General features: G+C 40.3%; 11 protein-coding genes. 7 read left to right on the forward strand and 4 right to left on the reverse strand.

From position 1 onward, the window contains the following. Positions 1–81 precede the first annotated feature (81 nt). Both P162_RS07080 and P162_RS07085 read left to right on the forward strand, forming a co-directional pair. Complete coding sequence (locus P162_RS07080) at positions 82–720, forward strand: peroxiredoxin (RefSeq protein WP_031426565.1); 639 nt, start codon at positions 82–84, stop codon at positions 718–720. 3 nt (positions 721–723) lie between these two features. After that, positions 724–1,383, forward strand: a complete 660-nt coding sequence (locus P162_RS07085) for a 3-oxoacid CoA-transferase subunit B (RefSeq protein WP_031426567.1) — start codon at positions 724–726, stop codon at positions 1,381–1,383. 386 nt (positions 1,384–1,769) lie between these two features. Here P162_RS07085 and P162_RS07090 read toward each other — a convergent pair whose 3' ends face one another. From P162_RS07090 to P162_RS07105, 4 genes are read right to left on the reverse strand one after another with little or no spacing between them, the layout of a single operon-like run. Continuing rightward, positions 1,770–3,470: an ABC transporter ATP-binding protein gene (locus P162_RS07090; protein ID WP_031426568.1), complete on the reverse strand. Its 1,701-nt coding sequence runs from the start codon at positions 3,468–3,470 to the stop codon at positions 1,770–1,772. Between the two features lie 24 nt (positions 3,471–3,494). Next, the gene (locus P162_RS07095) at positions 3,495–4,208 is read right to left on the reverse strand and encodes a 3'-5' exonuclease (RefSeq protein WP_031426569.1); all 714 of its coding nucleotides are present in this window, start codon (positions 4,206–4,208) and stop codon (positions 3,495–3,497) included. Between the two features lie 37 nt (positions 4,209–4,245). After that, complete coding sequence (locus P162_RS07100; protein WP_031426570.1) at positions 4,246–4,725, reverse strand: methylated-DNA--[protein]-cysteine S-methyltransferase; 480 nt, start codon at positions 4,723–4,725, stop codon at positions 4,246–4,248. Further along, entirely contained in the window at positions 4,722–5,855 is a 1,134-nt protein-coding gene (locus P162_RS07105) for a CNNM domain-containing protein (RefSeq protein ID WP_035916940.1), read from the reverse strand. Before P162_RS07105 ends, P162_RS07100 begins: the two co-directional genes overlap by 4 nt. Before the next feature lie 194 nt (positions 5,856–6,049). On the opposite strand from P162_RS07105, the gene P162_RS07110 reads away from it, so the two are divergent. The 5 genes from P162_RS07110 to P162_RS07130 all read left to right on the forward strand — a co-directional run bounded on the left by P162_RS07110 (position 6,050) and on the right by P162_RS07130 (position 13,163). Beyond that, positions 6,050–6,778, forward strand: coding sequence for a copper homeostasis protein CutC (locus P162_RS07110; protein WP_031426572.1), 729 nt, complete (start codon positions 6,050–6,052; stop codon positions 6,776–6,778). Positions 6,779–6,911: 133 nt separating this feature from the next. Then, positions 6,912–7,406: a GbsR/MarR family transcriptional regulator gene (locus tag P162_RS07115; RefSeq protein ID WP_031426573.1), complete on the forward strand. Its 495-nt coding sequence runs from the start codon at positions 6,912–6,914 to the stop codon at positions 7,404–7,406. Between the two features lie 13 nt (positions 7,407–7,419). Further along, positions 7,420–8,556: an efflux RND transporter periplasmic adaptor subunit gene (locus P162_RS07120; RefSeq protein WP_031426574.1), complete on the forward strand. Its 1,137-nt coding sequence runs from the start codon at positions 7,420–7,422 to the stop codon at positions 8,554–8,556. 28 nt (positions 8,557–8,584) lie between these two features. Next, on the forward strand, positions 8,585–11,740 hold the full coding sequence (locus P162_RS07125) for an efflux RND transporter permease subunit (protein WP_031426575.1): 3,156 nt from the start codon (positions 8,585–8,587) through the stop codon (positions 11,738–11,740). Then, positions 11,724–13,163 (forward strand): efflux transporter outer membrane subunit, encoded by a 1,440-nt coding sequence (locus tag P162_RS07130; protein ID WP_241077744.1) that lies wholly within the window; start codon positions 11,724–11,726, stop codon positions 13,161–13,163. The genes P162_RS07125 and P162_RS07130 overlap by 17 nt, the downstream gene beginning before the upstream one ends. The last annotated feature ends 85 nt before the right edge of the window (positions 13,164–13,248 follow it).

Raw genomic sequence — 13,248 nt, forward strand, 5'->3', positions numbered from 1 at the left:
AGGGGGAACTCTTATGGGTGGAACCTAAAATATTTAAGAAAGAAATAATAATAGTAATAATACACTAATAACAACAATAAAATGGCACATTTAAGATTAGGCGATACCGCTCCAGATTTTACAGCAGAAACATCAGAAGGAAAAGTAAATTTTCATGAATGGATGGGTGATAGCTGGGCAATACTTTTTTCACACCCTGCAGATTATACGCCAGTTTGTACTACAGAGCTGGGAAGTGTCGCTAGCTATTCCGAAGAATTTAAGCAACGAAACGTAAAACCAATCGCCCTAAGCGTTGATGGCCTGGATTCTCATAAAGACTGGATAAAGGATATTAATGAAACCCAGAACACTACCGTAAATTATCCACTGATAGCAGATGAGGATAAGAAGGTTTCCAACTTATATGACATGATTCACCCTAATGCAGATAGTACCGCAACGGTACGATCTGTTTTTGTGATCGCACCAGATAAGTCAATAAAGATGATGCTTACCTACCCCGCCTCTACCGGAAGAAATTTTGATGAACTGCTACGTGTTATAGATTCCCTGCAGCTTACGGCGTATCATAAAGTTGCTACCCCAGCCAACTGGAAAGATGGTGAAGACTGTGTGATCGTACCTTCAGTTAAAAATGAGGAGATTAAAGAACTTTTCCCCAAGGGACATACCGAAATAAAGCCTTATTTAAGAATGACCCCACAACCCAATAAATAAAATATGCTAGATAAGACCGGAATTGCCAAGCGCATCGCAAAAGAAGTCAAAGATGGTTACTATGTGAACCTGGGAATAGGAATTCCCACACTGGTGGCCAACTATGTACGCGATGACATAGAAGTAGAATTTCAAAGTGAAAACGGTGTGCTGGGAATGGGTCCTTTCCCAATTGAAGGGGAAGAAGATGCCGATATTATAAATGCCGGGAAACAAACCATTACTACCTTAAAAGGCGCGTCTTTTTTTGATTCTTCCCTAAGTTTCTCTATGATACGAGGCAAACATGTAGACCTTACCATTCTGGGCGCTATGGAAGTTGCCGAAAATGGCGATATCGCTAACTGGAAAATACCGGGTAAAATGGTAAAAGGGATGGGAGGCGCGATGGATCTTGTCGCAAGTGCAGAAAATATAATCGTTGCTATGATGCATACAAACAGGGATGGTGATTCTAAACTTCTTAAACGGTGCTCGCTGCCCCTTACTGGCGTAGGTTGCGTCACTAAAATCGTAACCAATTTAGCAGTTATTGAAGTTGTTGCCGATGGTTTTAAACTTCTGGAAAGAGCTCCTGGCGTATCCGTGGAGGAAATAGTAAAAGCAACTCAAGGAAAACTTCTGATTCCGGAGGGAGAAGAAATTCCGGAAATGGTCTTGTAATATCAACTTTTTGCATTTCTGAATATTTTTTCGAATTATAACCCCGATTGATTCAACTGTATCTTAGTCACTTTTAAACGACAAAATGCATAATTAAGCGCCAATAAACGTTATTTAACAAAATAATTAAGAATTTATTTAACTTTATTTTTGGTTTTAGCTTTTATTTGTTATTTTAGCTATCCCAAATCATAATTAACCCTCCATATTCCTCTTGAACTTGGTATTTGAATTTGATTTTGGATAGTTTAATCTAACAAAAACACTATCATGGTTACAAATCACCCTTCTGCCAGAGAAAATTCATTAACACATAAAATCAGACTAGAACTTCGTGCATTCTTAAATTTGATGTATTTAGCAAAAAAGGTTTTTCTCTTCATGTTTTAGATTCCCTTGGGAATCGAAGCTATCAAAACCTTAGTGTAGTCACTCCTGGGATTACTATAAACCGTGTCTGCCTCGCCAGATTCTACGATTTTACCATTTTGCATGACCAGAAGTTGGTCTGCCATAAACTTGACCACCGCAAGATCGTGGGAAATAAAAAGATAGGTAAACCCAAATTTTTCCTTAAGATCGTTCAGTAAATTGAGCACCTGAGCCTGCACTGAGATATCGAGCGCGCTTACAGATTCATCACAAACAATAAATTTAGGTTTTAAGGCAATCGTTCTTGCGATCCCAATGCGCTGTCGCTGTCCACCACTAAACTCATGTGGATAGCGGTAATAGTGTTCGGGGAGAAGCCCTACTTCTTCCAGTAGTTTTATAGCTTCATTGCGACGCTCTTTTCCGCTGGAATATAAACCATGTACCTGCATGGCTTCTGTAATTGCCTTGCCCACGGTCAACCGCGGATTCAATGATGAATAGGGATCCTGAAATATAATCTGAATATCTTTGCGAAGCGCACGCAGTTCCTTTTTGTTGAATTTTGCAATGTCTTTTCCATTGTAAAAAATCTGACCCTGCGTAGCTTGATCAAGTTGAAGAATGACATTGCCCAGCGTTGATTTACCACAGCCCGACTCCCCTACCAGTCCCAGCGTTTCTCCTTCATAAATTTTAAAACTCACGTCGTTTACCGCATGTACAGCTTCGGTTTTTTTGAAAAAACCAGCGTTACTGTAGAAGGTTTTTTCTACATTTTTTACCTCTATGAGTGGCTTTTTTGCATAAATACGTTTGTGATCTTTCTCCCGTTCTGCTGCAGTGACCACCGCTGTAGGTATGGTTCCTTTCATAAAATCAGCAACGGTGGGCAATTTCCGTAGACGCTCTTCCATTTCTGGTTTTGCGTGAATAAGCGCTTTGGTATATTCCTTTTGCGGGTTCTTAAAAACGGCTTCCGCAGTGCCTTCTTCTACAATTTTACCTTTATACATAACCACAACGCGATCTGCAATCTCGCTGATAAGCGCGAGATCATGCGAAATAAAAATGATACTCATATTGTTCTTCGCCTGCAATTCCTTTAATAGAAAAATAATATCCTTTTGAACGGTAACATCCAGCGCGGTCGTAGGTTCATCAGCAATAAGGATTTCAGGCTCACAGGCAATGGCCATCGCGATCATCACCCGCTGTTTTTGACCGCCGCTTATTTCGTGGGGATATGCTTTAAATACAGCTGCGGGCCTGGGCAATTTAACCTGTTCAAACAATTGCAGCACACGCTCTTCAGCCTCATTTTTATCTAATTGAATATGCTGGTTTAAAACTTCTAAAACCTGATCACCGCAGCGCATGGAAGGATTTAAGGAACTCATGGGTTCCTGAAAGATCATTGAAATGGCATTGCCGCGCAATTTCCTGAACTCTTTTTCATTTTTGCCCAAGAGTTCGTCCCCTTTAAAAAGGATACTTCCAGACGAAATCTGGGTGATTTTATGAGGTAAAAGGCCTAAAATGGCCAAATTAGTTACTGATTTTCCTGAGCCAGATTCCCCAACGATACCCAATATCTCATTGGCTTTGAGTTCAAAACTTATATCTGTAAGCACAGGATTGATGCGCTTGTCCTTTTTAAAGCCTAGACTTAATTTTTCTACTGTAAGGATTGTTTTTTGCTCTTTGTTGGTCATTTTTCTTTTTTACTATATGATATATTAGACTGATATCACTTCATTATCATCAAGCAATTCCTCATTCCGAAATCTAAGTATAAGTTGGGCGATTGCCACTACATCGCGTTCACAATAGGAAATGATGCGCTTCGCATCATTTTCCTGATAATAAACATCTCGTACCTGACTGCCATCAATATCTGTTTTTGGAGAAGGAATATTCAAAATTTTGGTCAATAATTTTAAGGATGTGTAATGTTTGTGATCACCAAATTTCCACAATTCCAGCGTATCCAGGTGTTTTACCTCCCAGGGTTTTTTACCGAAAAGATCAAGTTTATTGGGAATTTGTATTCCATGGATGACCATTCTGCGCGCAATGAAAGGAAAATCAAATTCCTTCCCATTATGAGCACACAAGAGATGATGCGGTTTATCAAAATAACCTTCAAGCAATTCCTTGAACTGCGTTAAAAGTTCGTGCTCACCTCCACTAAAGGTTGTTGTCCTGAAGCTACGCTGCTCATCCTTCAGTTTAAAATATCCCACGGAAATACAAACGATCTTACCAAATTCTGCCCAGATTCCCGCCCTGTCGTAAAATTCTGCCGCCGAGAATTCCTCTTTACGCTGATACTTTGTTTTATTACTAAAGAGTTCCTGATAATCAGCATCCAGCTCATTAAAATTCTCGTGCAGGGGAACGGTTTCTATATCAAGAAATAAAATATGTTCAAGATTGATTTTATGTAGCATCTTCAGTCATTTTTAATGCTTTTTGACCTGTTTTCTGTCAAAAAAGCGAGGTTTGCCGTACCGGGCTTTCATGCTCCAGCAGCCATTTTTTACGCCAGAGACCGCCGGCATAACCGGTAAGTGTGTTGTCGCTACCTATAACACGATGACAGGGGATAATGATCCCTATGGGATTTTTACCGTTTGCCGAAGCTGCCGCAAGAATCACCTTTGTATCTCCCAAAGCCCGAGCCATATCCATATAACTTTGAGTTTTACCAAAAGGAATTTTCTCTAATTGTAGCCAAACTTTTTTCTGAAAATCGGTGCCATTTGGATTCAATTTGAGGTCAAAACTGGTGATTTTGCCTTCAAAATAAAGATTTAACTGCGTTACGGCTGGGGCAAGTTCGGGAGGGATTTGGTCTGTTTTGGTTTCTTCGTGGTCATCATCCCTAAAAAATACGGTTGCGAGTCCGTTCTCATCCCCCGTGAGCTCAATTTTTCCCAATGGAGAATTTATAATTGCGGTTTTCATAGATTTGATTTTCCGTTGAACCTTTTAACGTCCAGCTCTTTTTTATCGCTCTCCATATTTATACCACGGCGTTTTGCTCTTTTTTTCCAACTTTCCCGTGCTTGTTCCTGCATATCTGCGACGGTGTCATTTTCGTCCATGATTTCAAGGCCCAGCAAGGTTTCTATAATATCCTCCATCGTAACCACACCTATGGTATTGCCAAATTCATCTGTCACAAGGGCGATGTGCGTGCGCTGCTGTATAAAGTTTTCAAACAGTTCTGGTATGGGTTTGTTTGCATGCACGATCTTAATATCCCGGCGCAGGTCTTGGAGGGTTTTATCTGCATGGTCTTCCACGATTTCTTCCAGAAGATCATCCTTAAGGATAAACCCGGTAATATTATTTGAATTGTCCTTATATACAGGGATTCTTGAAAACTTAAGATGCCTGTTCTGTTCATGAAAATCCCGTAAACTTGTAGATTCATCTTCGGTAATTACCACGGGAAAAGGGGTCATAACGTCTTTTGCCTGTACAGATTTAAATACCAGGAGATTTTTGATAACCACCATCTCATTATCTTCTAACGCACCCTCCTTTTCTGCCGCATCTGCAAGTGCAATAAACTCCTCGCGGCTCATGGTGCTCACATGGGCAGATTTCCCCACCATTTTAGTGACCTGTGTGAGTATCCACAATATGCCGGTATATTTTAAAAAAATAAGTATGATCTGCAATGACCTCGCGGTAAAATTACCAAGGCTTTTCCAGTAGGTGGCCCCTATGGTTTTCGGAATAATTTCAGAAATCACAAGTATCAGGATAGTCATCAAAGTAGAGACTATAGCAACGAAGCTCAAACCAAAAAATGAAACATCCCAGCCACCTTCCGAAGCCATTTTACCCGCTTGATCGCCCACTAAAATTGCACCCACGGTATGCGCAATTGTATTCAAAGTAAGTATGGCGATGAGCGGTTTATCAATATCCTTTTTGAAATTAGATAAGGTTGTGGCGTATTGTTTACCTTCTTTTGTTTTAATGCGAATAAAGCTAGGGGTGATACTCAATAAAACGGCCTCCAGTATAGAACATAAAAAAGAAAAAAAGATAGATATCAGCGCATAGGCTATTAGTAAAAACATAGCGGTTATTTGGTTTTAGCTAAAGATAATACAAATAGGAAAAACTGAATAATATGTTTTACGAACGCTAAATTGAGGTTCATTCTTAATAGTATTATGAATAAAAAAAATCCTGAAAAATATATTCATAAACCTATTTTTACGCATCACAACGCCGATTTTATCTAATTTGAAGCGTTTTAATTTTTAGTGCTATGCAGGTTGAAATTTGTGCCAATTCCTTTGAAAGTGCCCTTGCCGCCCAGCAGGGGGGAGCAGATCGTATAGAATTATGTACAGAACTTTCAGTAGGAGGTTTAACGCCCAGTCATGGCCTTATCGAGAAGGTAACGAGCGAACTACAAATCCCCGTGCATGTATTGATACGTCCCCGTAGCGGTAACTTTACATATAGCCCGGCAGAACTCGATGTGATGCATCGCGATATTGAATTCTGTAAAATGATAGGCTGTGCAGGTGTTGTGAGCGGAGCGTTAAATAGTGACAATACCATCGCAAAAGAAAAGCTTGAACTACTACTTACAGCGGCTGAGGGTCTTTGCTTTACCTTTCATCGTGCCTTTGACTGGTGCCCAGATGCTATTGTCGCGTTAGATGCACTTCTTCAATTTCCCATTAAACGCTTACTTACTTCTGGTAAAGAACAAACTGCTGCAGAAGGCCTGAGCTTGCTTAATCAACTTTTAGAGAAAAGTAATGATCAAATTGAAATTATGCCCGGGAGTGGTATTAATATTGGTAATATTTCGGCTTTTAAGGCAAATAATTTTAAAAGCGTACATCTTTCTGCCGGAAAGAAAATCCAGGTTTTACAGCGCAAGCCTGACGTTGGCATGCATAGCCTCCGTTTATTTGAGGAAGGAATTGTGAGCACTTCACAAAAAGATGTGATTAGCGAAATCGTTAGCGTTTGCAAGCGCTAAGCTAATTTTTAGAACCTATTTCCCTTAACAATATACACACATCATATTTAACATTTATTTAATCCGTAATTGGTTCGTATATTCCCGAACCAAACGTATTTTTGCGCCTTTAAATTAAGAATATTACCATATTTTGAAAAAAAAGGAACATTTAATAGAACGATTGGGAGTATATCTGGAATGTAAAGAGCAGATAGCTCCGCTTGCTGCACGTATTGTTTCAAATTTAATCCTAACCGGAAAAAAGGGAGTTACCTTTGACAATATGGTATGTGGCCTGGGAGCCAGCAAAAGCACCATTTTTACGCACCTGACCAATCTTCAGGCGGCAAAAAAAATATCTTATTATACCAAGCCCGGTGACCGAAAAAAATACTTCGTGATCTCTCAGGATGCCATGCTACTTTCCATGAACGAGATGATCGAAAAGTGGAACACAGAACGGGAACTCCATATTGAAATCATGCAGTACAAAGAAAATATAAACAATACCCTGGCAGAAGAAGACAAGTTAGACGAGGCCTTTGACCTGGAATTTCATCAGGACTATCTAAATTTTTTAGAGCAGGCATCATCTGGTATGAAAAAATTACGCGACAACCTTACCACCAAAATCAAAAATGACTAATTACTACAAGAAAATGAAGAAAAAAACGTACATCCATATTTTACCTGCACTATTAGGCCTCTGCATTTTGCTGACCAGCTGCGGTCAGGATGAAAAAACTGGTCAGGCAGCGGCTGCTCAACAAATACCACAGTTGCCGGTGATCACTGTTCCTACAAAGACGGTTACTGCTTACAGCACATACCCTACAAGCATAGAAGGCATCGTAAACAGCGAAGTACGCGCCAAGATTGCAGGATATATCACAGAAGTTCTGGTAGATGAAGGTCAAAAGGTCAAAAAAGGCCAGACACTTTTTAAACTTGAAACGCAATCTCTCAATCAAGATGCAGATGCTGCAAAAGCCAGCGTGAATGTAGCACAGGTAGAAGTTGATAAATTAAAACCCCTTGTAGAAAAGGATATCATAAGCAACGTTCAATTAGAAACTGCAAAAGCGCAATTACAGCAGGCCAGGAGCAGTTACAATAGTATCAATGCAAACATCAACTACGCAAATATTAAGAGTCCGGTAGATGGTTACGTGGGAAGCATTCGCCTTAGAAAAGGGAATTTGATAAGTCCGTCAGACCAGATGCCACTCACAACGGTTTCAGACATTAGCGAAGTATACGCCTACTTTTCAATGAACGAGAAAGATTATTTTGACTTTATAAAGGAAGCAAATGGAAGCGATATCAGCGAAAAAATCAAGAACATGCCTGAAATTGAGTTGATACTCGCCAATGGAAGCGAGTATGAACAAAAAGGAAAAATACAGACCATAAATTCTCAAGTCAATACAAATACGGGGTCTATACAGTTTCGTGCCATTTTTGATAATCCTACCCAAATGCTTACTAACGGCAACAGCGGTAAGGTAAAAATCCCAAAGACATATGAAAATGCCATTGTGGTGCCCAGTGCATCAACCTTTGAACGTCAGGGAAGCACATTTGTCTACAAATTTGGAAAAGATAGTATGGCAGTAGCAGCACAATTTGCAATTAAAGCACAGGTAGAAAATTTATTTGTGGTTGCTTCCGGTATTGATGAAGGAGAACAAATCGTAGCTAAAGGTCTTGCAAAACTAAGGGGAGAAACCAAGATCAAACCTCAAGAGGTTCCTTTTGATAGCATTGCAAAACCAATAGAACAAGTTTTTAAATAGACCTCAACGCATCCAGAAATAAAATACCATGCTAAATACATTTATAAATAGGCCCGTACTCTCTACGGTTATCTCTATCATTATCGTGATACTGGGAATACTTGGCCTTACAACGCTTCCTATCACGCAATATCCAGATATTGCACCACCTACCGTACAGGTTACCACGACCTATCCAGGTGCAAACGCGGAAACTATTCTGGAAAGTGTCGTTATCCCCATAGAAGAACAAATTAATGGCGTAGAAGGTATGACCTATCTCACCTCTACGGCCTCAAACACCGGTACTGCGGAAATAACCGTATACTTTGAGCAGGGCATAGACCCTGATATTGCCGCGGTAAATGTACAAAACCGAGTAACCCGTGCAAATGCTGTTTTACCTCAGGAAGTACTTCGTACAGGGGTAATAACCCAAAAACAGCAAACAGATGCCCTGATGTTTCTCTCGTTTTACAGTGAGAATGAGGATTATGATGACACGTTTATTCAAAATTACCTGAAAATAAATGTAATACCAGAATTGCAACGTGTTGATGGTGTAGGTAACGTTAGTGTTTTTGGGTCTAAAGATTATGCTATGCGTATCTGGCTCAAGCCAGAAAAATTGGCCGCATACAATTTGATTCCTACAGATATAACAGCTGCGCTTGCAGAACAAAGTTTAGAAGCCTCTGCCGGAGCTCTTGGAGAGAATAATGGTGAAGCTTTTTCTTACACCATTAAATATGGTGGTCGTTTTAAGACTGAAGATCAATATGCCAATATAGTGATCAAAGCATTGGGTGATGGTCAGTTTTTGACTTTAAATGATGTAGCAGATATAGAACTTGGTGCTCAAAGCTACTCCGCATCATCGTTGACGTATGACAATCCTTCTGTAGTTATGGGTATATTCCAGATCAAGGGATCAAATGCACAGCAAATTATAGAAAGCATTAATGAAGAGCTTAATACTATAGAGTCAGAACTACCTGATGGTATAAAAATATTTGTGCCCTTTAATGCAAATAACTTTCTGGAAGCTTCTATAGATAAAGTGGTCGATACTCTGATCGAGGCATTCGTTTTAGTTTTTATTGTGGTATTTATATTTCTACAGGATTTCAGGTCTACCCTGATCCCCGCCATTGCGGTTCCTGTTTCCATCATTGGTACTTTTTTCTTCTTGAATCTATTTGGTTATTCCATTAACCTTTTGACCCTTTTTGCACTTGTACTGGCCATTGGTATTGTGGTAGATGACGCGATAGTAGTGGTGGAAGCTGTGCATGCCAAAATAGATGAAGGAGAAAATGATGCTAAACGAGCCACTAAAACCGCCATGAGTGAAATCTCTGGAGCTATCGTTTCAATTACTCTTGTACTGGCGGCCGTATTCATCCCGGTGACTTTTATATCAGGGCCTTCTGGGGTTTTCTATGAGCAATTTGGAGTCACCTTGATTATAGCCATCTTAATATCGGCGGTAAACGCCCTTACTTTGAGTCCGGCATTATGTGCTTTGCTTTTAAAGGGTCATGATGAAAAAGAAGGTACAGGAAAGAAAAACTTTATACAGCGGTTTTTTGCCGCCTTCAACCGAGGTTTTAATGCAACAGTAAGAAAATATGGACAATCTGTTCATTTTCTTTACAGAAATAAATGGGTGACGGGCGCTATTCTTGTTCTCTCTGTGGTTGTGATCTACTGGTCGTCTTCTGTAGTTAAGACAGGTTTTGTTCCCAATGAAGATCAGGGGATTATTTTTATGAACGTGGAGTTACCGGCAGGTTCCTCCATTGATAGAACGCACGAGGTCAACAGACAGCTTTATGAAAAGACAAGTAAAATACCGGGTGTTGAAGGCGTATTTGTGATTGAAGGGAGAAGTTTATTGAATGGTTCTGGAAGCAACTATGGTTTTGGTATTGCAAAATTAAACGATTGGGGCAAACGGGATGCAGACTCACTTTCCTTAGAGAGCATAACAGCGAAGATGTTTGGTGCAGCATCACAGATACCCGGTGCTAACATTATCTTTTTTGGACGTCCCAGTGTTCCTGGTTTTGGTAACTCTGCGGGAGTTGAAGTGAATCTTCTTGACCGTAGTGGAGGTAGTTTTGAGCAACTTGACGAAGTCAATCAGGATTTTGTAAACAAATTGACCCAGCGACCTGAATTTCAGTTTGCACAGTCACCATTTAACACAAATTACCCACAATATGAGCTCGAAGTAAATGTTCCTTTGGCAAAAGAGAAAGGGGTTTCCATATCAAGTATATTCTCTACGCTTCAAGGTTATATAGGAAGTATATTTGCCACAGATTTTTCCAGATTTGGTAAACAATATCGTGTTTACGTTCAATCTCTTCCGGAAGACCGTGCAGATAAAGAAGCGTTAAATAGCATCTTTGTACGTACCGATAGTGGTGAAATGACTCCTATCACTGAATTTATAAATTTAAAACGCGTTTATGGCCCTCAGGCAGTAACCCGTTTCAATTTATTTAATTCTACTAAAATCACGGCTTCAATGAACCCTGGGTTTAGTACTGGAGATGGTATCGCTGCTGTCAATGAAGTTGCAAAATCCCTTCCGGCCAACTATGGTACTGCATATTCTGGTCTTTCCCGGGAGGAAGTAAATGCGGGAAATCAGGCAATGCTTATCTTTATGCTTTCCATAGTATTTGTATACTTTTTACTGGCAGCGCAGTATGAGAGCTATTTAGTTCCCTTTGCCATTCTCCTATCTTTACCATTAGGGGTTATGGGGGCTTATATTTCTACACAATTTGCGGGATTACAGAACAATATTTACTTCCAGATCGCACTGATTATGCTATTGGGACTTCTCGCGAAGAATGCCATTCTTATCGTAGAATTTGCACTACAGCGTAGAAAACAGGGAGAGTCTATTCTAAATGCGGCCATAGATGGTGCAGAATCTCGATTGCGACCTATTTTAATGACCTCTTTTGCCTTTATCCTGGGTCTTATGCCACTTGTACTTGCCAATGGGGTAGGCGCTGTAGGTAACCGTTCTATTGGGACAGGAGCCGTGGGCGGTCTCCTCATAGGTACCGTGATAGGTGTTTTTGTAATTCCTATTCTCTTTATACTCTTCCAGTGGTTGCAGGAAAAGATTACCGGTGAGCCTGAGGCAGCAAAAAACAAAACAATAAATGAAGAAAACGCTTAATATGAAAACCAATAGAATATGTACCCTTTTGCTTCTCGCAAGCGTTCCCATCTTACTCAGTTCCTGCTTTGCCGCTAAAGATTATGAGCGCCCAAAAGTAGTAAACGAAGCAAAGTTTAGAACAGATCATATAGAAGATAGTATCATAAATACCGCTACACAAGATTCGCTGAGCATGGCTAATGTATCTTGGACAGATATATTCACAGATCCCGTACTTAATGATTACATAAATCGTGGACTGGAGAACAATATTGATATTCGCGTAGCTATTCAGCAAATACTTGCGGCACAGGCCTATTTTAAACAGGGCAAAGCAGGTTTTTTTCCCACATTACAGGGCAATGCTACTTATACACATCAGGAACTATCCGGGAATAGCCAGTTTGGTAGTCTCTTTTCAAAACTTGATCAATATGAGATAAATACGGCCTTATCCTGGGAAGCAGACATATGGGGAAAAATACGCAGCAACAAGCGTGCGTATCAAGCAAGTTATTTGCAATCTGTTGCCGCCCATAAAGCGGTAAAGACACAGCTCATCGCAAATATAGCTTCCACCTATTATCAGTTGCTTTCTATTGACGAACAAATACGTATAACCCAGGAAACAGTATCCAATAGGGAGAATAGCCTGGAAACTACGAGAGCGCTCAAAGAAGCGGGTAATGTTACCGGTGCGGGAGTAAAACAGACCGAAGCCCAACTTTACACTGCACAGGCCATTCTAGTGGATTTACAGAATCAGGCACGGCTTCTTGAAAACACCATGTCTATCCTGCTGGGTGAAGAACCTCATGAGATCGTGCGTACAGACCTGGATAGCCAGGAAATCAATACAGATCTGACCATAGGTATACCTACCACGCTCTTACGTAACCGCCCAGATGTCATTGCTGCAGAATATGATCTTATCAATTCTTTTGAACTTACCAATGTTGCCCGTAGCAGCTTTTATCCCTCTATCACCTTATCAGCGACGGGAGGCGTCCAAAGCCTGGACCTGGACAACCTTTTCAGTTCAGGGTCTTTATTTGCCACGATTATAGGTGGTCTGGTACAGCCTATTTTTAATGGAAGACAAATACGCACGCAGTATGAAGTAGCAAAAGCACAGCAGGAACAGGCAAAGTTGAATTTTAGACAGGCTATCCTCACGGCGAGCAGAGAAGTTTCTGATGCCTTATATACGTATCAAGCTTCCACCAAGCGGATTACCATAAAAGAAAAAGAATACGATGCTTACCAGACCGCTACAGACTATTCCGAAGAATTACTGAACAACGGTCTTGTCAATTACCTTGAAGTGCTCACAGCCAGGGAAAATGCGCTAAGCTCCCAGCTGGATCTCATTGATGCAGAATATGGTCAGCTTAATGCTATGGTAAACCTATACCAGGCTTTAGGTGGAGGCTGGAAATAAAACCCAGCTTAGACATTACTTATAGGTTTTCCCCCTTTGTATTTTACAAGGGGGAATTTCTTCAAACCTCTGTAATTACTTGTAT

It is taken from the genome of Flavimarina sp. Hel_I_48, from assembly GCF_000733945.1.
GTDB lineage: Bacteria > Bacteroidota > Bacteroidia > Flavobacteriales > Flavobacteriaceae > Leeuwenhoekiella.

What these genes read in the sequence shown, in the direction of transcription:
- P162_RS07080 (WP_031426565.1), top strand. Translation starts at nt 82, where the DNA reads ATGGCACATTTAAGATTAGGCGATACCGCTCCAGATTTTACAGCAGAA.
- P162_RS07085 (WP_031426567.1), top strand. Translation starts at nt 724, where the DNA reads ATGCTAGATAAGACCGGAATTGCCAAGCGCATCGCAAAAGAAGTCAAA.
- P162_RS07090 (WP_031426568.1), bottom strand. Translation starts at nt 3,470, where the DNA reads ATGACCAACAAAGAGCAAAAAACAATCCTTACAGTAGAAAAATTAAGT.
- P162_RS07095 (WP_031426569.1), bottom strand. Translation starts at nt 4,208, where the DNA reads ATGCTACATAAAATCAATCTTGAACATATTTTATTTCTTGATATAGAA.
- P162_RS07100 (WP_031426570.1), bottom strand. Translation starts at nt 4,725, where the DNA reads ATGAAAACCGCAATTATAAATTCTCCATTGGGAAAAATTGAGCTCACG.
- P162_RS07105 (WP_035916940.1), bottom strand. Translation starts at nt 5,855, where the DNA reads ATGTTTTTACTAATAGCCTATGCGCTGATATCTATCTTTTTTTCTTTT.
- P162_RS07110 (WP_031426572.1), top strand. Translation starts at nt 6,050, where the DNA reads ATGCAGGTTGAAATTTGTGCCAATTCCTTTGAAAGTGCCCTTGCCGCC.
- P162_RS07120 (WP_031426574.1), top strand. Translation starts at nt 7,420, where the DNA reads ATGAAGAAAAAAACGTACATCCATATTTTACCTGCACTATTAGGCCTC.
- P162_RS07125 (WP_031426575.1), top strand. Translation starts at nt 8,585, where the DNA reads ATGCTAAATACATTTATAAATAGGCCCGTACTCTCTACGGTTATCTCT.
- P162_RS07130 (WP_241077744.1), top strand. Translation starts at nt 11,724, where the DNA reads ATGAAGAAAACGCTTAATATGAAAACCAATAGAATATGTACCCTTTTG.